This window comes from Nocardiopsis sp. M1B1 (assembly GCF_052466615.1).
Genome location: NZ_CP196194.1, coordinates 658086 through 677173, shown reverse-complemented (window position 1 = coordinate 677173; position 19088 = coordinate 658086). Strand labels below are relative to the sequence as shown.

The window sequence follows — 19088 nt, the reverse complement described above, 5'->3', positions numbered from 1 at the left end:
AACCTACGGCGGAATCCGAGGAACCGCCCCGGCTACGGAGGACAACCGAGCGATGAGCCATTTCCAGCACGGACATCTGGGACCGGAAGAGCAGCAGAAGATCCTCACGCAGATCGGTGGACGCATCCTCGATGAAGCCCCCGAAGGATGGACACGAATCGTCTACACGGAAAAGGCGGTTATCGACCATTCGACCGGCTTGATCATCGTCGAGTTCGGGGACGGGACGACCTGTCGGAAATCTCCTCCATCCGGCATGGGCATGATGATCGACGACCTCAGAGCGGGGATGTACCAGGAGGGCAAGGGCACCTGGTTCTCCTTCGAGTACGTCATCACTCCACGCGGCAGGTTCAACGTCACCTACAACTACGACGAGGACCCCGGCATCACCTTCCCCACCGCCTTCGGCTACACCAACGACCTCAAGTACTTCCCGCGCGACGAGGACTACATGACCGACTGGCTCCGCGAGAAACTCCAGGAAGAGGCCGAGGGCCGGGCAATGGAATAAAGATTCTGTTTCTTGCTTCGGCCGTGTCCTGCGGGACGCGGCCGAAGAAACCCCGTTTCATACCCGTGGCGATGAACGGCTACGGGCGGAGTAAGCAGTTCGGCGAGCCTCTGTCACCAGATTTTCGACTTGTCCGAGAAGGCTTCATGAACACTTATGTGCCCCGGCACGACCTGAACCGCGAGCCCGAGGAAGAGATTTGGGAGCTGAACAAGCTCAATCGCGAAGCTTGGTCGGCTCGGTTGGACACCGAGGACGCCAGCACCATCTACTTCTCCCTGACCACGCTCTACCTGAACGCGATGTACAGCGTCCATTCGGACCCTGATGCGGCTCAGGTGGACACCTGGGAGGCCTGGACCACAGCGATGCAGATGCACCACGCCATGTTCGCGATGACCACCAACCCACCGGGCACCGAACTCGAACTCATGGTCAACCACCAGGTTCGACACCCCCAAGCCACCGGGCCGCGTTACTGCACCAACGCCAGCAACTGGCTCACGGCTTTCTTCCTCGCCGTCGTCTGCCGCGACCAGCAGCGCTACCGTCAACTGTGCGAGATCCCTGTCGACCGCCTGCGCGAGGCCGGGGAGAGCGAAGGAACCCAGTACAACCCCTTCACCTACCACTGGATCTCCGCGCTCCAGGCCTTCGTCCTCAACCGCCCCGGCCTGGGTGAGGAACTCCTGGCCGCGATGGAACTATCCGCCCCCGACCGAGTGGACATCGGCTCACCCGAGCTGATGGAGATGATCGTCTTCCCCCCGATGAACACCTTCCTGCGCCTGGTCGAGCGCGACACCGAGAAGTTCAACGACGCCCTCGCCCAAGGCCTGGAGCTATTCCGCACCTACCAGACCTCCGACGCCGAACGCACCAGAGACATTGAAGGGGTCGTGTCCCTGCCCCTGCTCGCCCTGGCCTGCCTGGCCTACGACACCGATCAGGTCGACCCGGACTTCCGCCTGGAGGTCGAGTCCGGTTACCTGCCCAAGCACCTCGTACAGCGATCCTGGTACGGCGAGTTCCCCGTCTAAGAACCTACGGCGGAACCCGGGATCCCCGTCAGGGCAGGAACTGCACCACTCCCCCGCTCCGAGGAGAACGTACCGGAACGGCACGCGTAGAAGGTGTGCAGCACTGGCGAGGACTCCACATAAGCAGTGCCCAGTGGCAGTATCAGTCCCATCACGTACTGGCCTCGCCACCGGCGCCCGGCGTGGCGAGAGCGTGATGGCGCACCCGGTGTCCGACCCCGCCGTTACCCTCACGCACAGACGCCATGACCACCGCGAAAGCGAGACCCGATGCTCGGTCCCTATACCAGGAAGGGCGGGCTCAGCCCGGAGGAGCAGCAGGAGATCCTCGTCCAGATCGGTAGCCGTATCCTCAGCGAGGCACCGGAAGGATGGAAGAGCCTGACCTACCGGGTCCAGACCGTCATCGAGCACGCAAGCAGCGAACTCATCGTCGAGTTCGGGGACGGTACCAGTCGCCGAAAATTCCCTCCCGCTGACATCAGTCTCATACGAGACAAACTCAGGGCGGGGATGTACCAGGAGGGCAAGGGCACCTGGTTCTCCTTCGAGTACGTCATCACCCCGCCCGGCAGGTTCAACGTCACCTACAACTACGACGAGGACCCCGGTATCACCTTCCCCACCGCCTTCGGCTTCACCAACGACCTGGTCTACTTCCCGCGAGACGAGGAGTACATGACCGACTGGCTCCGCGAGAAACTCCGGGAAGAAGCCGAGGGCCGCGCGATGGAGTAACCGGCGCGGGGACCGGTCATCAGTGCGCGGTCCCGTGTCCGTGTCCGCGTACCAACGCGCTCGGCGGGCGCGGCCGGGGGACCCCGACGGTGCGGCTGCCGTCGGCGGGCAGCGGGCACGGGTGGCGCATCGGGCGGATCGAGGACCACGCGCACCCCGCGACCGGGCAGCTCCAGTAACCGCCGACGGCCCCCGCCACCTCGCGCTCCACTTCCCGCAACCGCTCCACCAGCCCGGCTGGGGACGGCGCGGCCTGCCACGGCACGGCCTGCGGCCCCAGATAGAAGGCCGTGTAGACCCGCATCGACGGACTCCACATGACCGTCCACAGCCGCCCGCACCGCCGGTCGAGCACCCGCGCGGTCTCGTACCGGTCCAGGTCGTCGGCGTGGTTCCAGCCCACCTCCGCCGCCCTCACTTCAGCGGGCGCGTGCGCGGCCGGTCCAGCTCGAACCACACCGTGGTGCGGCCCCCGTCGTGGAGGGTTCCCCACCGGCTGGATTCCGCGGCCACCATGCGCAGGCCCCACCCGCCCACGCCGCCGCTGACCTCCCCCGCACCGCCGCCTGTCCCACCCGCACCGCGCGACCCGCCCGCCCCTCCCCCACGGACCGGCACGACCGGGCGCAGGTGCGGCGAGGGGGCGTGCGCGTCGCGCGGGCCCTGGTCGATGACCTTGATCTGGACCCGGCCGGGGAACCGGTTCACGATCACGGTGACCTCGCCGCCCGCCTCCCCGCTGCGCGAGTGGGCGAGGGCGTTGTTGAACAGTTCGCTGGCCAGGGCCAGGGCCGTGTCCGTGAGCGCGTCCGGCAGCACCGCGCCCAGACGCCTGCGCAGCACTCGCGCCTGGTCGGGCACCCCCGGCAGTTTCAGCGCGTGGTTCGGGTGATGCTGCGATATCCGACCCAGCACGATCGGCGCCCGTGCTTCGGAGTCGGTGACCCGCCGCGGCAACGGGTCGGAATGACGATTAGTACCGTTTTTACCAGGAATGATACGGATCACCACACCCACCTGAATTCCCTTTCCGCGCCGCCGCGACCACCGCGGCGCGCGGCACCACCATGAACAACGGCCGTTCGGGCGCGCCAGGGATATCACCGAACGGTCACACTTCGTCGTTCTCCGCCCTATCGGGTCGCGCCTGGGTCTTGCATGGGTGATGACGGTGATAGCCCGGACATGGGAGACGTAATGGGCCGCAAGTTGGACCCCAAGCGCGTGCGCCTGGGAAAGAAACTCAGGAGCGTTCGTGACTCGGTGGGGATGCAGCAAACCCAGGTCGCCCGGGCGTTGAAGGTGACGCAGTCCACCATGTCGTCCTGGGAGTGCGGCAAGCGCAAGCTGCCCGTCGAACAGGCCGAGAGGTTGGACGAACTGTTCGGCTCCTCCGGTGCGATAAAGCAGGCCTGGAACACCGCGAACACGCCCGACGCACTACCGCCCTGGTACACCGAGGTCGGCCAGCTGGAGCGCGAGGCGGTCGAGCTGCGCGAGTACCAGCCGGTGATCTTCCCGGGGCTCGTGCAGTGCGAGTCGTACACCAGGAACCTCCTCACCGACAGTGCCCCGTGGTTCTCCGCGAAGGAGATCGGGCAGATGGTGACCCTGCGAATGGAGCGCCAGGAGGTGCTGGAGGGCGAGAACCCGCCGCTGGTGTCAATCGTGCTGGAGGAGGCGGTGCTCCGCCGACACGTCAGGGGCGGCCGGAAGGTCCTGGGCGCGCAGATCACGCGGGTCCTGACCCTGATCGACGAGGAGAGGGTCCGTGTCCAGGTGATCCCCGCCGAGACCGAGTGCCACCCGGGCGGTTCCGGGCCCTTCCGGCTCTACACCTTCCCCGACAAGCCCACGATCGCCTCCGCGGAGCACATGAAGGGCGAAGCAGTCATGGATGACATGATGCAGGTGCAGCACTGCGCGACGCTCTTCGGCGTTCTCCAGTCGGAGGCCCTGTCGCCCCGTGCGAGCCGGGATCTGATCAGGAAGGTCAAGGAAGAACTCGATGACGAAGCGTGAACCCCACTGGCACAAGAGCAGCTACAGCGGCGCTTCGGGAAGCTGCGTCGAGGTAGCCGAGGGGCAGACGGTCCTCGTCCGCGACACCCAGAACCGCGAACACGGCCACCTCGACTACACCCCCGAGGCTTGGACCGCGTTCCTGAGCTGCACCTCCCTCACAAACTCCTAAAAACGGGACATAACAACGGCCGTCCAGAATTCTGGTCGGCCGTTTCCTCACTCCCCCCACATTACTCCCCAGTATTTTGGCATTCCGCTCCCACCACCCCTTATCCTCTCTCTCGAACACACAACTCAAATGACCCCGCGACGGATGTAACCGTCCGGGGCCGTGGCCAGCAACTTCAAGACCTTTAACCAAAGGAACTGCTAGCATGCGCCAGTTTAGCGCTGCCCTTCTCAGCCGTGCCCTCGGCCCGCTGATCGCCTTCCTCTCCGTCCCCTGCGGACGCCACTCCACGGTGGCCGGTCGCCGCCGACGCCGCTCCGCCCGCGTCCGCCGCTACGTTCCCGAGGCCCCGCCCGTCTCCGCTTCCGAGCCCGCCATCCCGAAACTGGCTCCCGCCCGCGAGGTCATCCCGGCCGAGGACGTGGCCCTGGTCCGCCCCTACTTCGCCGCCCACGAGCGCCTGACCGCCTCCGCCGCGCCCCGCGTTCCCGCGCCCCGCAGCGCCGAACCCGCTCCGGAGACGGACGAGGTCCGGCGCGCGTTCGCCCTCGTCCAGGAACGCGCCGCCGCGCTTGTCCAGCAGTGGCGGGACGACCCCGGCGGCGACCTGCTCGGCGAACCCGCACCCTGCTTCGGCGTCGTGCGCCCCGCCGGGCCCGCCGATCCCACCACACCCGCCAAACCCGCCCGCTACGCCGAGTGGGGCGAACTGGCCTCCCTCATCCGGGTCTGGGACGAGCAGCGACAGGGGGTTCCGGCATGACCGCCTCCGGCCTCGACTCCGCTGTCCGCCGCGCCCACGTCCACTGGGAGCACCGCGTCTACCCCGGTGCGCTGTCCCGGCTCTCCGAGGTCCGCGCCGACCTGGCCCGCGACCTGGCCGGGTTCGATCCCGACCTGGTGGACACGCTCACGCTGGTCACCAGCGAGCTGTTCGCCAACTGCTGCAAGTACACCGATTCGGGCCGCTCCGGCGGCGAGGTCCTGCGCGCGCTGTCGATGCCTGATCCAGCCACCCTGCGCGTGGGCCTGTCCGACTGCGGCGGCGGGGGCGGCGTTCCGGCCGTCCCGCACCAGCGCACGGCCGACGAGTGGGACTGGGCCGAGGGCCAGCGCGGCCTGCTCCTGGTCGAGAACCTGTCCGCCGCCTGGGGCCACTACCGCCTCGCGCCCTGGGCCGACCTGGGCACCCACGTGTGGGCCGCCTTCCCCGTGGACCCCGCCGCCGTGCCGCCCGGCCTGCGCCCCTTCGTGTTCACCCACTGAGCCCGTCTGGGGGCGGGCCGCCGCGCACTCCGCCCCCGGACGCGCCGCACTGGGGCGGCCGGAAGTTCTACACCGACGAGTGGACCACCGACGTCCACCACCGCACGCCGCACGGCTGGCTCCGCGTGCACTCCCACACGACCCCGCCAAGACCTGACTCCGCCGCCTGGCCGCCCCGGCTCGCCGGGTTGCACCACCGGCACCGGAAGCCGGAGCCTCCTGATCACATCGGAAACCGAGAAACAGTAGCTCCCGGAAGCTCAGGAACCGGGATCTCGACATCGGTCACCCTGAGCACGTCACCATCGCGCTCGGGCTCGTGGAGACGTGCGTACGCTACCTCGCCGCGAGGCGTGGCTACCTTCCACAGGCTGGGGATGTTCTCCACAGGCGGGAAAAGAACAGCGATCGCGAGCGCACGGGCCAGTTCCAGGGACAGCCGCTCCTCGCTCGGCGGTGACGGCACGCCATCAGCCACGAAGACACTCAAGCCATATGAGACGTCCCCGTTCCGCGACGAGTAGTCAGTGAACACCTTCGCATCCCAGTCGCGCGCCCCGTGGTCGTCCTCATGCCCCAGGTCAACGCCCTCCAAGGAAACACCGAGCGCTCCGGCGAGGGCCTCCTTCAACCGGTCCGGGTCAACGTTCCCGACCAGCAACGGGTTGTACAGCACGGGCACAGGCGACAAGCTTACTCCCCGTCATCAGAGGGGATCTGCTGCTGACGGACCTGGTACTGACGAAAATAACCCCAGGAGCTCCAATTAACTTCACGCGCAACTAATTATTAGTCTCCGGATGTTCTTGCCCATCCTCCGCGCGTTCAATCTCAATCTGAAGCCAGCCTGGAATGAAACCACTCGTCCTCGGAAAAGATTCGAGGTCTTGAACGAAAGCTTCCGCAGGGGGTGAAAAATCGAAGTCCACATCATCATAGATGTACTCTGCCCTGTAATCCCCCGGCGGAGAGATTGTGTAACGCATCCCATACCAAGTCCCCCTGCCCTCTCGATACATACCAGAACGCAGTTTTCTAACCGATTGCATCGTGGCCAGAGGAGCCCGCTCTTTCTCCACCCCCCGACCGCCGTACACCACTTCCAAATCTTCTTCCAAATAGCCCCCAATTAGGTTGACAGTGTACTTGACTTCATGCCAGCCATCCCCCAGGACCGTAAGAATCTCTCCTCCAATCTGCTGAAGGAGCTGCTCCTGCTCAAGAGGCCCCAAGGCAGTTCTTCTAGACTCCGCCACTTATCCCCTTCCGAGTAAATTTTTTTCCGTCACGTTCGGCAAGAAAAAGCATCTTTCTCTTATTTCCCCCTCTTCACCAGCTTGGCTTCCTTCAGCTTTTGCATCAACCATTCAGGGATCTCGTTGACAAGGCGCGGAAAATAACGAACGTCTTCGTAGAATGTTCGAGGGTCGACAGGACAGCATCCCCTCTTTGGCACTCAGGGTTCGCTTCGGGGTGTGTTGATGAGGACTTCTGCCTCGTTGATCTTCTCCTGAAGCCAGGGTGGTATGTTCTCCGCGCTCCGAGGGAACTCCTGAAGGTCCTCGTAGTAGTCAACCGCGTCGAGCCTGGGCTGACTGAACTCCTTCTCATGGTCGAAGTTGTATCCGACACGGAAAGACGACGGGGGTGCAAGGGTATACTTAGCCGAGAACCATGTCCCCTTCTCGGGAATGTACATCGCCGATCTAAGAGAACGAAACTGCACAGACAGTTCGGCTGGGATATAAAAATCATGCTTCACGCCATCGGGCATGACGGCATGGGACCAAATCTGACCCATATTGTTGACCATGGCCACAGTGCACTCAATTTCCTGCCAGCCATGCGGTGCCGCTTGAAGTAGTATATGACCAATCCTGTTTGTAGCATTGATCTCTGCTTCTTTATTCACTCGGCTCTCCCAAGAATTCCATGAGGAGGTATGTTTCTGCAAGTCCTTCTTCTTGTTTCTCCATTTTGGTCTTTGTGTTCGACCTTGATCTCAATAGGGGTGTCGGAAAGAGTCGTTCGGGGCAGCACAGGAGCCCTCATCAGCCGTGACGTCCAGGGGTCGGGAGGAGTCCGCCTCGGAGGTTTCCGTGGTGTTGGAGAAGTCCCCGCTGATGTCACTGAACGTCTGCGGCAGGCTGAACCCCGGACGCGCCGCCGCGCGTGCGACCATCCCGTTGTCGGAGCGGGGACGGCGGTTCGGGGGGCGGCGTGTCAGAGAGCAACCAGGTCCGGGAGCTGCTGGACCTCGCGGCCGCGTGGCGCCGGGCGGTCGTGGCGAACGACGCCGAGGCCATCGGCCGGTTCGTGTCCGAGGACTGGGTGCTCGTGGACCGCGACGGCGTGGGAACCCGGGAGGACTTCCTGTCGCTGGTGGCCTCCGGCGCGCTGACGCACAGCGCGATGCGGCCGGTCGAGGGCACCGAGCGGGTGCGCGTCCACGGCGACCTGGCGGTGGTCACGGCGCGGGTGACCAACACGGCGCACTTCGGCGGCCGGGAGTTCCACGCCGACGAGTGGACCACCGACGTCTACCACCGCACGCCGCACGGCTGGCTCTGCGTGCACTCCCACACGACCCCTGCCCGGGACTGACACCCCGTCGCCCGGCCGCCCCGACCCCGCTGCGCTCTTTCGCGCGCACTTGTCGACCGTCCCGAGCTGGCAGAACCCAGATTCACGAGCCTATAAGCAGCACACTAGCAACCCCGATTTGAGTAAGCGGAGCGAAGCGCCAAGATCTTCTCGATTTCAACCTCATACTGACTTCCACCCGCAGGGTCCAGCTCCCGCATCCGCGAGAAGAAACCCTCTCCCGCATCGATCAAATCCCGAGCAAAATCCCCCTCCTGCACCCGGGTTGAGTTATCAAACTTCCCGGACCGGGAACTAACGGATACGTGAAGCAGATCCGGAGCAATCCTCTTCATCTCCAATTTTATTGGCTGGTCGGGAAAATACGTGTGCGCCGACTTGCTCGAAGTAAGCTCTTCGAGAGAGTTGAGGATGTAGGCCCACAGCTGATCGATGTAGTCCCACATGGCTGTGGTGATCAACGGGGTTCCGTTTACATTTAGCTCCAGCGCCCCTTCCAGGTAATCAGTATCGCCAACTGGACCCTTCCATGACCGAACAGGAACAAAATTCCCGTCTGCTTTCCTCAGGAACGATTCAATACGGATAGACATGCATCCCGCCTCCCATGGACCGAACTCCCTAGTATACAGGATAAAATTGCCCAACCCTTCCGTTTTTAAGCCCAAGCTGAAACTTTTCCCCATCCACCTCCCCGGAAATCTGGTACATCCCCAGCGAACCCTTTTCGATCAGCTCCTCCTTTTCTTGATCCATCACCTGCCCAATAGCGTCCACGACATCGTCGATGCTCATACTTCGCAAAAAGTAACTCTGGTCGGCCTTCTTGGACCCGTTCCAGTATGTAGGATGGTGGCGCTCCAATATATGCTTGAGCCCGGACCGGTCGAGCATAAACACAGAATCGCCATACTTCATTATTCTTGAATCAAAATCCCTCAAGTCATTGATGACCCTCTCGGGCAGCGCAGGCCTACTGGGTTCACGGGGGTCAACTGGCTCGGAGTCGTCGGTACCAGCACCGCCGTTATCAAGATCGTTACTGGGACTATCCTCGCCATCACCATGTTCAACTCGCTCGCCACCGAGTCCATCACTGCTGCTGACCTCGGGAACGGGACGGCCTCCGGTGGTGTCCCCCCGGCTGGTGTCGCTGCCGCCGTCGGGTGTGAAACCGGTGTTGGAGATGCCGTCCTGGGGCGTTCGGGGCGGGCCGCCGCCATTACCCGAATTCGGGTCGTGGGAGGCGGTGATCCCGAAGTCCTCGTTTCCGAAGCCGCCGAAGTCGGAGTTCTGCGGGCCTCCCACGTTGGCGCCGACCAGCTGGTTCACGCGCAACCACTCAAGTTGCCGCTCTGCGGGCAGCGCGCGGAACTCCTCCACCGTGTCGACGACCTGCTGCGTCGTCCGTTCGACGTCCCTCTCGTACTCCCGCTCGATCTCCTCCGCGTCCAGACCGAGGGAAGAGAACAGCCTGTCGTTCGGGACGGCACCTGAGCCCTCGTCCGCCGTGACGTCCAGCGGCCGGGAGGAGTCGGCCTCGGAGGTTTCCGGGTCGCGGTCCGCGACGGAATGCTCGTCGTCCCCACGCCGGTGCTCGGAGTCCAGGAACTCCTCCATCTCCGGCCAGCGCTCGGCGCTCGGCGCGTCGAGACGGTGCGGAACCCGTGAGGGCCGGTCCTCGTCCCCACGGCGCGGCCGGTCCGGGTCGCCGGAGGGGTCCCCGGCGACCGGCACGGTGACGGGACGCTCGGCCCCCGGTGCACCCGGCTCCGGAACGAAGACCGGCAGGTCCGAACCACCGCCTCCCCCCGGAACGCCACCGCCCACCGGACCGCCCGCCGAGAAGCGGTCGATCATCGCCGACAGGTCCCCGAACCCCGCCCCGAAGCCCTCCGTGGTGTCGGAGAAGTTCCCGCTGATGTCGCTGAACGTCTGCGACAGGCTGAACCCCGGCCGCGCAGCCGCGCCCGGCTCCCACACCACCTCGGGCCGGTCCACCGGGTCGAGGTCGGGCAGACCCGAGCCGCCCCGGCTGAGGTTGGCCAGGATCGTCCCGCCCCTGGCCGGGAGGGACACCACGGCCAGTGCCGCGTTCCCGGCCCCGGTGTAGACCGTGTACGCGGGCCGGTCCTCCCACTCCCGCCACGGCACGATGTCGTGCACCACCTCGGTCCAGGCCGCACCCGCGTTGGCCCGCCACGTCTCGCCGGAGCGCTCGCCCGAGTCGAACGGGTTCATCCACCCGTCCTCGCCGTAGAGCCCGGTGAGCGAGCCGAGCCCTTCGATCGTCTCCCGCTTGTTCGTGAAGAAGTTGTCCGTGGCCTCACCGACGCTGTTGGCCCACCCGCTGCCCTCGCGCCACAGGCCGGTCCAGGCGACCGCCCCCACGCCCACGTCCCAGAGCATGCCGGGACCGAAGTTGTCCCACTGGGCCATGAAGGCGTCGGTCGCCCAGTCCGCGGGCCAGGGCTTCTCCGAGTACTCCAGCTGGTGCCAGGTGTCCTCCATCGCCCGCTGCCAGTCGGCGAGGCTGGTGAGGTCGTAGGCCACGTCCGGCACGTCGTCCGGGTCCAGGCCGTAGACGATCTCACCCGCGCCCGGTGCTTCTCCGCTGGCCGCGACGTAGGAGTTGCCCGAACCCGAGACGGCCGAGATGGCGTTGGCGCAGGTCCGCTCCGCCTCCTGGAACGTAGCCCAGACCCCGTTGACCTGGAGTTTCAGCCTGCGGTTCTCCGCGTAGTCGAGAGGGTTGCTGCTCCAGTTCTCATCGCCCCTCATCTCCTCGGCGAAGGTCGTGGCCTCGTCCTTGAGCGTGTTGAGGGTGGTCTTTGCGGTCTGTGCCGCGTCGGCGAAGGTGTCCAGCGCGCTGGCGACCGTGGTGACGTCGTCCAGGATGGTCCCACCCTTGGCGGCCACCGGGCCCATCGCGGCGAACAGGGTCTCGGACTCGGGCGCGGTGTAGTGGGGCTGCAACCCCTGCCAGGTGGACTCGATGCCCTCGCCTCCCTCCGCGACCTCACCCGCGGCCGTGCGCATGGCCGAGACGGCAGCCTGGAGGATCTCCACGGAGGTTCCGGGGATCGGGATGGCGTCGGGGACGATGAGGATCTCGAAGTCCAGGTCCAGTGGCTGCTGGTTGCGGGGATCGGGGACGGGACTCATCACGTCGACGGGAGGCACGTCAGCTCCGGGAGTGGTGGGGGAACGGGGGCTTCGGGGGGCGGGGTGGCGACCGGGGAAACCGGTGGGGCCGGGGACGCCCGTGCACGGCGGGGGCCGGGGGCGGCCCTCGGGTCACACGGGAGGGTTGAGGGGGTCGTAGGTGTCGATCGAACCGGCGTTGCCCTGCGCCTCGGCGGCCATCTCCTCGTCGCCCAGGAGGTAGGCGTCCACGGCGAGCGCACACCCCTCCATCGCCGAACCCGCACGAGCGACCATCTCCTCGGCCATGCCGCCGACGTGCTCCAGGAAGTAGTACAGCTCTGATTCCACCGGCCCGCTGCACGCGGCGGTGGCGGCGCCGAGGATCTCGTCGCCGGTGGTGGTCAGCGAACCGTCCAGCGCGTCGCCGCTGCCGTCGCCCACCTGGCCCAGCACGTCGTTGAGCACGACGCCCACCGAGGGCGCGTCGATGTCCCAGCCGCTCATCGGTCCTCCTCGTTCGTCGCGGGGGCGGGGGCCGCCGCCTCCGGAGCCGGACCGCCTGCCGTAGCGTCCTCCGGAGCAGTGGCGGTGGCGATCCCCGGGGCCGCACCCGTCACGGCCGCCGACTCCGCGGTCGCCGTGCGGCCCGCACCACCGGAGAAGCGGTCGGCCCGGAAACCGGCTGGCGGCTCGATGGCGCAACCGTGACCGGAATCGGCCAGTTCGCGTTCCGCACGGACGATGCCCGCCTCCATCCGGTGGATCGCGGGGCGGACGGCCTCGATGATCCTGGTCAGGCGGGTGCCCAGCTCCTCACTGCGGTCACGCATGCGCGCGGCCAACTCTTCGTGCGCTCCGAGGACGGGGAAGCCGGGTACGGAGGGCACGAAGGTGGAACCGGCCGCGGCGCCTGACGCCGACTCCGGAGCCTCCGGCGGTTCCGCGGGCTCCACCAGCTGGAACTTCACGTGCCCCCCTCCCCCACACGCCCGGGCGCCCGTCTCCACGCTGCCCCTTTGTGCGTATTATGCCGGTATCCAACGACAGACAGTGATGCGCTTTTCGCACAGGATGTCCGTCTCGGTACCGCGTTCCTTGACACGGTGCGCAACGGTCCCTCCCGGCCCCGCTCCTCCCCCGATCCCCCGAACCGCCAAGGAGAACGGTTGAGCTACGACGTGGTGGCCCTGCTCGCCGCGGAACCCGGCATGAGCGCGATCTCCCGGGCCCTGCGCGAGACCGGCACCGAACTGCTGGTGCGGGCGCTGGACAGCGGCAACGTCCTCCAGCTGTGCGGCGCCGACCGCCGCGTCCTGGCCGCGCTCGAACCCGCCCAGCTGGTCGAGTCGCGCGGTGAGGTCGCCCGGCTGCTCGGAGAGGAGGCCGCGGTGAACCTCCCCGAGACCTGCTGGTGGACCGAGATCCGCGCCCGCCCCGACGAGGCGGGGCGCGAGGCCGCCCACCGGCTCGCCGACGCCCTCGCCCTGCGGCTGGGCGGCAGCGTATGGACCTCGGGCCGCGCCGACTTCTCCCTGTGGGAGGAGAGCGGGCACCCCGCCGTCGAGGCCGCTGTCGAGAAGGCGGTGGTCGTCGCCCAGGACCGCGAGGTCGTCCCCCTCTCCTCCTGGATCCTCGACGCGGTGTCCGTCCACGGCGCGCGGGGCACGGCGTTCCAGCTGCTCACCCCGAGGACCTCCCGGCTCACCTACGCCCTGCGCACCCTGATCACCCAGCCGCTGGCCCGCTGGGTCGTGCGCGGCGAGGACGGAGCACATTTCGACGGCGTCAGCGGCGTCCCGCTGCGCTGGGACCCCGTGCACGCCTACGTTCCCGTTCCGCCGGAGGAGGGCGCGCCCGAACCGGCTGAGGGGTTCCTGGACGACTCCCCGACGGACGAGCACCTGGTCGTGGACCTGTCGGTGCGCCACCGCGCGTCCTTCGCCCCTCCCCTGGGCCGGGCCGTGGAGGTGGTCGCCGAGCACCTGGCCGGAACGCTGCCCGCCGGGTGGGGCGAGCACGAACCCGCGCTCGCCCCCTGGGACCGCGAGCGGCTGGTGCGGCTGGCGCGCCACCGTGCGCCGAAGGGATCGATCCTCCAGTTCTCCGGACCGCACGGGGCGGGTCACCCGTTCACCGGCGGCGTCCGCGTGGGCTGGGGCGGGGGCCGGGGCATCGAGCGGATCTCCATGGCCGTCGGTTACGGGGAGGGTTCGGTGCCGCCCCTCGACAGGCTCCCCGACCTCGTGGCTGCCCTCGCCGCGGAGGACCTGCTGGACGTGCTCCACGTGCGCGGGGCGCGCGGACGCCGCGACGTCACGTACGAACCCCGCTGGCACGGGCTCGCAGTCCCGGTCGGCACGGCCCTCGGGCCGGACGGGGTTCGCCGTGCGGGCGTGGAACACGCCCTGCGCGGACCGCTCCCCGGCACCCTGCTGGGCGGGGAGGAGGCCCCCGCGGTCTGGTACCCCGTGCCCGAGGACGCGCCGCGCAGCCTCCGGAGCCGTGCCGTGGCCGCGCAGCTGCGGCACCTGGCGGCGGCGTCCGACGGGGCGCCCGGCCAGGGCTCCCGAAGCGGCCCCTGACCTACGGCTACCGCCCCCGGCCCGGTTCCCGCCCCCGGCCCCCGGCCCGACCCGCGGGGCTCGGCCCCCGGACACCGCGGCCCGTGGCCCCCGGCCTCCGGCGACACGGCCCGCCCCGGCCCCGTGACCGCTGAGAGCCGTGTCGCCGGAGGCGGGAATCCGGCGCGTACCGCAGCGGCATAAACACGCTGTAGTGCGCGAATACTCCAGCGGCGATCCCTCATGTGGCACCCCTCTCCACCCGATTAGGATGAAGAGGATCAGCCCGAAGCGGCCGGAATCCCCACCGCCCCACGCACCCGGATCACGATCCCCCGAGTACGACAGTCCCGCCGGAACCGACCGCGTATCCGCTGCTCACACCGCCCGGAGCCGGGGCGGGGCCGGCCTGGCGGCGCCAGGAGGGAAGCCAGGACGACCACCCCCGCCCCGCCACGAAGCACTAATTCCACCCATACCGGTAATTCAATGCCTACAGCCGCATTCCTCTTTTATCGCGCTTTCGAAACGCGCACGCGCAGCGGCCACGGGCGAAGGAAAGGTGAACGATGGACGGCCAGATCGAGCTGGCGGATCACTTCGAACGCTCCCGTAGACATCTGCGCGGAGTCGCCTTCCGCATGCTCGGGTCGGCCGCCGAGGCGGACGACGCCCTCCAGGAGACGTGGATCCGGGCGTGCCGGGGGGACTTCGGCGAGGTCTCCAACATGACGGGGTGGCTGACCACGATCGTCGGACGCGTCTGCCTCGACATGCTGCGCTCGCGCAAGAGCCGCCGCGAGGAGTTCATGGACGTCAGCGACATCGAGCCGCTGCTCGCCCAGGACCGGATCGCGGACCCCGAGGGCGAGGCGGTGCTGGCCGACTCCGTGGGCCTGGCCCTGCTCGTCGTGCTGGACAGGCTCAGCCCCGCCGAGCGCGTCGCCTTCGTCCTGCACGACCTGTTCGCCGTCCCCTTCGTCGAGATCGCCGAGATCGTCGAGCGCACCCCGACCGCGGCCAAGAAGATGGCGAGCCGGGCGCGGCAGAGGGTGCAGGGCACCACGAGCGTCCCCGAACCGGACCTCACACGGCAGCGCGAGGTCGTGGACGCCTTCCTCGACGCCTCGCGCGCGGGCGACCTGGACGGCCTGCTGAAGGTCCTGGCCCCCGACGTCGTGCGGCGGGCGGACCCGCAGGCCCTCCGGCTGCGCGAGCCCGCGGTGCTGCGCGGTGCGCGCCAGGTCGCCGGGGAGACCGCCAACAACGTCCGCAGGACCCGCTTCGCCCGTCCCGCGCTCGTCAACGGCATGCCCGGGGCGGTCGTCGCCCCCGGCGGCCGGCTCCTGTTCGTACTGGAGATCACCGTCCGCGGCGACCGCGTCAGCGGGATCGAGATCATCGGCGCCCCGGAACGCCTGCGGGAGCTGGAGATCTCCGTGGCCGACCCGGCGTAGCGGTGACCCAGCGCACACCGGCCGCGACGTCCGCCGACCGGTCCCGGGACCGGCGGGCGGGCGGCCGCGGCGGTGTCGGCGCTGCTCGCGGCGTCTCTCCCGAACCGTCCGACGATCCCCGTCCCCTCTCCCTCCGGTCACCTTTCCCCGTCGCTCTCCGTCATAGGGGTAGGAGCACTCAGCGACGACATCCACGGGGGACGAGTCGCGTGCCCCACCGCATCCGCACGCACGTCCGCGCCCGGAACCGCGCGGAACACGACGGCCACGCGCCGAACGGGGGAGAACGATGACGTCTTTGCTGCACCTGGACTCCAGCCACTCGGACCACTCGGTGAGCAGGTACCTGACCGGCCTGTTCGCCAGGGAGTGGCGACGGCTGCACGGGGACGGGGGATACCGCTACCGGGACCTGGCCGCCGAACCGGTGCCGCTGGTCACCGCCACCTACTGCTCCTTCGCCCAGCGGGTGGAGAGGCGGGGGACCCTGCCGCTGACGACGGTGACGGCCATGGCCGAGTCGCCGTCCGAGCAGCGGGAGTGGGCGGGGACCCTGCCCCTGATCGAGGAGGTCCTGGACGCGGACACCCTGCTGATCGGCCTCCCGATGTACAACTACACGGTCCCGGCCTCGCTCAAGGCGTGGATCGACAGGATCACCTTCCCCGGCGCCTTCAAGGACTCCCGCACCGGGGAGTCGCTGCTGCGCGACGCCCGGGCCGTGGTGGTCGCCGCGCGCGGAGGGGGCTACGGGCCGGGTTCGCCCAAGGAGGCGTTCGACTTCCAGACGCCCTACATGCGCATGTACCTGGAGGGCCTGGGCATCGCCGGTGAGAACGTGCACGTCGTCCACGCCGAGATGACCAGGGCCTCGGACGTCCCCGAACTGGCGGAGTTCCAGGACATGGCCGCGCGTTCCCTGGCGGAGGCGGAGGAGCGGGTGACCCGCCTGCCCGCGCTGCTGGCGCCGCGCGAGCCCGCGGTGCGCTGACACGGAGCGGCGCCCGGTCGGCCGACCGCGCCGACCGGGCGCCGCCGCCGTCAGGCGGTCACCGCCGAGGGGTTGCCCTTGAGCATGAAGCCCTCGTAGTCGGCCGCGGCCACCTCACCGAGCTTCTGGCGGTAGTTGCCGAGCCCCGCGAAGTAGAACAGGACCCGATTCTTCCTGCCCGGGATGTTCGCCCCGAAGATCCAGGAGTCGACCTTGGGGAACAGGGAGCGGTCGGCGATCTGCGCGCACAGCTCGGTCCAGCCCTCCTCCGCCTCCGGGGTCGGCTCGATGGAGGTCAGGTCGCGCTCCTCCATCATCCGGACCAGGTCGGTGATCCACTCGACCTGGGTCTCGATGGCCGTGGGCAGGTTGCTGAAGACGCTGTTGGGGCCGTAGACCATGAACATGTTGGGGAAGCCCGAGACGTTGACCCCGAGGTAGCTGGAGGGCGCGTCCCCCCAGTGGTCCTCGATGGTCACGCCGCCCCGGCCGCGGATGTCCATCTGCCGGTAGCTGCCCTCGACGGCCTCGAAGCCGGTCGCGAAGACGACGACGTCCAGCTCGTGCTCCACCCCGTCCTCGGTCACGATCCCCGTGGGGGTGAACTCCCGGATCGGGGTCTCCTTGAGGCTCACCAGGCTGACGTTGTCCCGGTTGTAGGACTCGTAGTAGTCCTCGTTGCAGACCGGGCGCTTGGCGTAGTAGTCGGTCGGCTGGAGCTTGCGGGCGGTCTCCGGGTCCTTGACGATCTCCCGGATCTTGGACCGGATGAAGTCGGCCGCCGCCTCGTTGGCCTTGGGGTCGAAGATGATGTCGGAGAAGGTGCCGAACATGAAGCGGAAGCCGTTGCCCCGGTCCCAGTTCTCCTGGAAGACCCGCTGGCGCTCCTCCTCGGAGACGCTCACCGCGGCGGTCTCGCTCTCCTCGAAGCCGCACGCCACGCGCGACTTCTTGGCCTGCTCCCAGACCTGGTCGTAGCGGCCGCGCAGGTCGGTGAAGTAGGCCTCGTCCACCTCGGTGTTGCCCGAGGGCACGTTGTACTGGGGGGTCCGCTGGAACACGGTGAGCTGCCCGGCGAGTTTGGAGGCCGCGCAGATGAACTGGGTTCCGGTGGAGCCGGTGCCGATGACGCCGACCCTCTTGCCCTCGATGTCGAGGTCGTCGGGCCAGGAGCCGGTGTGGACCAGGCGGCCCCGGAAGCTGTCGCGGCCCTTGAACTCGGGGAAGTGGGAGGTGGACAGCGGCCCGAGGGCGGTCACCACGTAGCGGGCGGTGAGGGTCTCGCCCCCGCTGGTGGTCGCGGTCCACAGGGCGTCGGCCTCGTCGTAGACCAGCGTCTCGACGCCGGTGTTGAGCTGGATGTCCCGGGCGAGGTCGTGCCGCTCCACGACCGCCTCCAGGTAGCCCAGGATCTCGGCCTGGGACAGGTAGCGCTTCTTCCAGGTCCACTCCCGCAGCAGGTCGCGGTCGAAGGAGTACTGGTAGATGAAGCCCTCGCTGTCGGACATGGCGCCGGGGTAGCGGTTCCAGTACCAGGTGCCCCCGACCCCGCCCGCCTTGTCGAAGACCCGGACGGACAGACCCAGTTCGTTGCGGAGCTTGTGCAGCGCGTAGATGCCGGCGAACCCGGCACCGATGACGATCGCGTCGAGATCGGTGTTCTTCAGGTTGGTCACGGGACAGTTCCTCACGATCGTGTGGGGGGAGAGGGATGGTGTTCGAGCGGGGATGGGGTCCGGGCCCCCGGCGGGGTAGGGCCGGGGCCCGGGGACGCCGGGCTGGGGCAGGGACCCGGGGACGCCGGGCTGGGGCAGGGGCCCGCGTTGTCGGTGGGGACGCCGGTCCGGGGCGAGGGGCCCGCGCCGTTCGGAGGGACGTCGGGGGACGTGGCGGGACGGCGTGGGACGGCGGGGGACGGCGGGGGACGGCTCAGGGCTGGAGCCGCACGACCTCCCAGCCGTCCGGGGCGCGGTCGTAGCGCAGCCTGCGGTGCAGCCGTTCGCGGTCGGCGGCCCAGAACTCGACCGTGTCCGGTTCGAGGCGGTAGCCGACGAACCGCTCGGGTCTGGGCAGGGAGTGGCCGCCCTCCTCCGCCAGCCTCCGGGCCCGTTCGAGGAGGCCCGGCACGTCGTCGAGGGGCTCGCTCTGCCGGGACGCCGTCGTCATCGGGTACAGCTGCGGCGGCCGGGCGGCCCAGAGCCGGTCCGACTCCGCCTCGGGCAGCGGCTCCACCGGCCCGGAGACGATCACCTGCTGGGCGGTCTCGCGCCAGTACAGCAGCCCGGAGGCCCAGCCGGTGGCCGCGATCTCCCGCCCCTTCTGACTGGAGCTGTGGGTGGTGAAGACCAGGCCCCGGTCCGACACGTCGATGACGGCGACCATCCGGTTGGAGGCACGGCCCTTGGCGTCCGCCGTGGCCAGCGCCAGGGACAGCGGTTCCCTCACCTTCCTCTGCCTGGCCGCGTCGACCCACTGCCCGACCAGCCCCATGGGGGCGGCCGGAGGCGTCTCGTACTCGGGGAAGCCCCCTTGCATCTCACCGGTCAGGGTCTCGAACCTGCTGCTCACGCGTGCTC

22 protein-coding genes are annotated in these 19088 nt (G+C 68.1%); 11 read left to right on the top strand and 11 right to left on the bottom strand.

What is annotated here, in order from left to right; translation table 11 throughout:
* The first annotated feature begins 256 nt into the window (after positions 1-256).
* The 3 genes from ACSTA4_RS03090 to ACSTA4_RS03080 all read left to right on the top strand — a co-directional run bounded on the left by ACSTA4_RS03090 (position 257) and on the right by ACSTA4_RS03080 (position 2292).
* Complete coding sequence (locus tag ACSTA4_RS03090) at positions 257-514, top strand: immunity protein YezG family protein (protein ID WP_126625033.1); 258 nt, start codon at positions 257-259, stop codon at positions 512-514.
* Positions 515-660: 146 nt separating this feature from the next.
* Positions 661-1554 carry an immunity 49 family protein gene (locus tag ACSTA4_RS03085; protein WP_013156032.1) on the top strand — a complete coding sequence of 298 codons (894 nt, stop codon included), beginning with the start codon at positions 661-663 and terminating at the stop codon, positions 1552-1554.
* A 270-nt stretch (positions 1555-1824) separates the two neighbouring features.
* The gene (locus ACSTA4_RS03080) at positions 1825-2292 is read left to right on the top strand and encodes a hypothetical protein (RefSeq protein ID WP_013156031.1); all 468 of its coding nucleotides are present in this window, start codon (positions 1825-1827) and stop codon (positions 2290-2292) included.
* A 19-nt stretch (positions 2293-2311) separates the two neighbouring features.
* Here ACSTA4_RS03080 and ACSTA4_RS03075 read toward each other — a convergent pair whose 3' ends face one another.
* Positions 2312-2695 (bottom strand): hypothetical protein, encoded by a 384-nt coding sequence (locus ACSTA4_RS03075; RefSeq protein WP_444962360.1) that lies wholly within the window; start codon positions 2693-2695, stop codon positions 2312-2314.
* A gap of 11 nt (positions 2696-2706) precedes the next feature.
* Positions 2707-3153: an ATP-binding protein gene (locus tag ACSTA4_RS03070; protein ID WP_444962359.1), complete on the bottom strand. Its 447-nt coding sequence runs from the start codon at positions 3151-3153 to the stop codon at positions 2707-2709.
* A gap of 336 nt (positions 3154-3489) precedes the next feature.
* Between ACSTA4_RS03070 and ACSTA4_RS03065 the strand changes: the two genes are divergently transcribed.
* From ACSTA4_RS03065 to ACSTA4_RS03050, 4 genes are all read left to right on the top strand, one after another.
* Positions 3490-4314, top strand: coding sequence for a helix-turn-helix domain-containing protein (locus ACSTA4_RS03065; RefSeq protein ID WP_444962358.1), 825 nt, complete (start codon positions 3490-3492; stop codon positions 4312-4314).
* A complete protein-coding gene (locus ACSTA4_RS03060) occupies positions 4301-4486 on the top strand; it encodes a DUF397 domain-containing protein (RefSeq protein ID WP_358416423.1) in 186 nt (61 codons plus the stop codon). Before ACSTA4_RS03065 ends, ACSTA4_RS03060 begins: the two co-directional genes overlap by 14 nt.
* A gap of 205 nt (positions 4487-4691) precedes the next feature.
* Positions 4692-5249, top strand: a complete 558-nt coding sequence (locus ACSTA4_RS03055; protein WP_444962357.1) for a hypothetical protein — start codon at positions 4692-4694, stop codon at positions 5247-5249.
* The gene (locus ACSTA4_RS03050; protein ID WP_444962356.1) at positions 5246-5752 is read left to right on the top strand and encodes an ATP-binding protein; all 507 of its coding nucleotides are present in this window, start codon (positions 5246-5248) and stop codon (positions 5750-5752) included. Before ACSTA4_RS03055 ends, ACSTA4_RS03050 begins: the two co-directional genes overlap by 4 nt.
* Before the next feature lie 223 nt (positions 5753-5975).
* Here ACSTA4_RS03050 and ACSTA4_RS03045 read toward each other — a convergent pair whose 3' ends face one another.
* From ACSTA4_RS03045 to ACSTA4_RS03035, 3 genes are all read right to left on the bottom strand, one after another.
* Complete coding sequence (locus ACSTA4_RS03045) at positions 5976-6434, bottom strand: hypothetical protein (RefSeq protein WP_444962355.1); 459 nt, start codon at positions 6432-6434, stop codon at positions 5976-5978.
* A 100-nt stretch (positions 6435-6534) separates the two neighbouring features.
* Positions 6535-7008, bottom strand: a complete 474-nt coding sequence (locus ACSTA4_RS03040; protein ID WP_444962354.1) for a hypothetical protein — start codon at positions 7006-7008, stop codon at positions 6535-6537.
* A gap of 200 nt (positions 7009-7208) precedes the next feature.
* Complete coding sequence (locus ACSTA4_RS03035; protein WP_444962353.1) at positions 7209-7664, bottom strand: hypothetical protein; 456 nt, start codon at positions 7662-7664, stop codon at positions 7209-7211.
* Between the two features lie 308 nt (positions 7665-7972).
* Between ACSTA4_RS03035 and ACSTA4_RS03030 the strand changes: the two genes are divergently transcribed.
* The gene (locus tag ACSTA4_RS03030) at positions 7973-8356 is read left to right on the top strand and encodes a nuclear transport factor 2 family protein (protein ID WP_444962352.1); all 384 of its coding nucleotides are present in this window, start codon (positions 7973-7975) and stop codon (positions 8354-8356) included.
* A gap of 104 nt (positions 8357-8460) precedes the next feature.
* Here ACSTA4_RS03030 and ACSTA4_RS03025 read toward each other — a convergent pair whose 3' ends face one another.
* The 4 genes from ACSTA4_RS03025 to ACSTA4_RS03010 form a co-directional block, all read right to left on the bottom strand.
* The gene (locus ACSTA4_RS03025) at positions 8461-8949 is read right to left on the bottom strand and encodes a hypothetical protein (RefSeq protein WP_444962351.1); all 489 of its coding nucleotides are present in this window, start codon (positions 8947-8949) and stop codon (positions 8461-8463) included.
* A gap of 28 nt (positions 8950-8977) precedes the next feature.
* On the bottom strand, positions 8978-11521 hold the full coding sequence (locus tag ACSTA4_RS03020; protein ID WP_444962350.1) for a hypothetical protein: 2544 nt from the start codon (positions 11519-11521) through the stop codon (positions 8978-8980).
* Positions 11522-11653: 132 nt separating this feature from the next.
* Entirely contained in the window at positions 11654-12007 is a 354-nt protein-coding gene (locus tag ACSTA4_RS03015; RefSeq protein ID WP_248773362.1) for a DUF6507 family protein, read from the bottom strand.
* Positions 12004-12471 (bottom strand): hypothetical protein, encoded by a 468-nt coding sequence (locus ACSTA4_RS03010; protein ID WP_444962349.1) that lies wholly within the window; start codon positions 12469-12471, stop codon positions 12004-12006. Before ACSTA4_RS03010 ends, ACSTA4_RS03015 begins: the two co-directional genes overlap by 4 nt.
* Before the next feature lie 198 nt (positions 12472-12669).
* On the opposite strand from ACSTA4_RS03010, the gene ACSTA4_RS03005 reads away from it, so the two are divergent.
* From ACSTA4_RS03005 to ACSTA4_RS02995, 3 genes are all read left to right on the top strand, one after another.
* Positions 12670-14085, top strand: a complete 1416-nt coding sequence (locus ACSTA4_RS03005; protein ID WP_444962348.1) for a DUF6177 family protein — start codon at positions 12670-12672, stop codon at positions 14083-14085.
* A 548-nt stretch (positions 14086-14633) separates the two neighbouring features.
* A complete protein-coding gene (locus tag ACSTA4_RS03000; RefSeq protein WP_444962347.1) occupies positions 14634-15521 on the top strand; it encodes a sigma-70 family RNA polymerase sigma factor in 888 nt (295 codons plus the stop codon).
* 289 nt (positions 15522-15810) lie between these two features.
* A complete protein-coding gene (locus tag ACSTA4_RS02995; RefSeq protein ID WP_444962346.1) occupies positions 15811-16512 on the top strand; it encodes an FMN-dependent NADH-azoreductase in 702 nt (233 codons plus the stop codon).
* A 50-nt stretch (positions 16513-16562) separates the two neighbouring features.
* Here the strand turns inward: ACSTA4_RS02995 and ACSTA4_RS02990 are convergent, their stop codons facing one another.
* Together ACSTA4_RS02990 and phzG are read right to left on the bottom strand one after the other, a co-directional pair.
* Positions 16563-18188 (bottom strand): flavin-containing monooxygenase, encoded by a 1626-nt coding sequence (locus ACSTA4_RS02990; RefSeq protein ID WP_444962345.1) that lies wholly within the window; start codon positions 18186-18188, stop codon positions 16563-16565.
* Between the two features lie 253 nt (positions 18189-18441).
* On the bottom strand, positions 18442-19080 hold the full coding sequence (phzG, locus tag ACSTA4_RS02985; RefSeq protein WP_444962344.1) for a phenazine biosynthesis FMN-dependent oxidase PhzG: 639 nt from the start codon (positions 19078-19080) through the stop codon (positions 18442-18444).
* Positions 19081-19088 lie beyond the last annotated feature (8 nt).

What these genes read in the sequence shown, in the direction of transcription:
- ACSTA4_RS03055 (WP_444962357.1), top strand. Translation starts at nt 4,692, where the DNA reads ATGCGCCAGTTTAGCGCTGCCCTTCTCAGCCGTGCCCTCGGCCCGCTG.
- ACSTA4_RS03080 (WP_013156031.1), top strand. Translation starts at nt 1,825, where the DNA reads ATGCTCGGTCCCTATACCAGGAAGGGCGGGCTCAGCCCGGAGGAGCAG.
- ACSTA4_RS03060 (WP_358416423.1), top strand. Translation starts at nt 4,301, where the DNA reads ATGACGAAGCGTGAACCCCACTGGCACAAGAGCAGCTACAGCGGCGCT.
- ACSTA4_RS03090 (WP_126625033.1), top strand. Translation starts at nt 257, where the DNA reads ATGGGCATGATGATCGACGACCTCAGAGCGGGGATGTACCAGGAGGGC.
- ACSTA4_RS03085 (WP_013156032.1), top strand. Translation starts at nt 661, where the DNA reads ATGAACACTTATGTGCCCCGGCACGACCTGAACCGCGAGCCCGAGGAA.
- ACSTA4_RS03015 (WP_248773362.1), bottom strand. Translation starts at nt 12,007, where the DNA reads ATGAGCGGCTGGGACATCGACGCGCCCTCGGTGGGCGTCGTGCTCAAC.
- ACSTA4_RS02995 (WP_444962346.1), top strand. Translation starts at nt 15,811, where the DNA reads ATGACGTCTTTGCTGCACCTGGACTCCAGCCACTCGGACCACTCGGTG.
- ACSTA4_RS03000 (WP_444962347.1), top strand. Translation starts at nt 14,634, where the DNA reads ATGGACGGCCAGATCGAGCTGGCGGATCACTTCGAACGCTCCCGTAGA.
- ACSTA4_RS03020 (WP_444962350.1), bottom strand. Translation starts at nt 11,521, where the DNA reads ATGAGTCCCGTCCCCGATCCCCGCAACCAGCAGCCACTGGACCTGGAC.
- ACSTA4_RS03050 (WP_444962356.1), top strand. Translation starts at nt 5,246, where the DNA reads ATGACCGCCTCCGGCCTCGACTCCGCTGTCCGCCGCGCCCACGTCCAC.
- ACSTA4_RS03065 (WP_444962358.1), top strand. Translation starts at nt 3,490, where the DNA reads ATGGGCCGCAAGTTGGACCCCAAGCGCGTGCGCCTGGGAAAGAAACTC.
- ACSTA4_RS03025 (WP_444962351.1), bottom strand. Translation starts at nt 8,949, where the DNA reads ATGTCTATCCGTATTGAATCGTTCCTGAGGAAAGCAGACGGGAATTTT.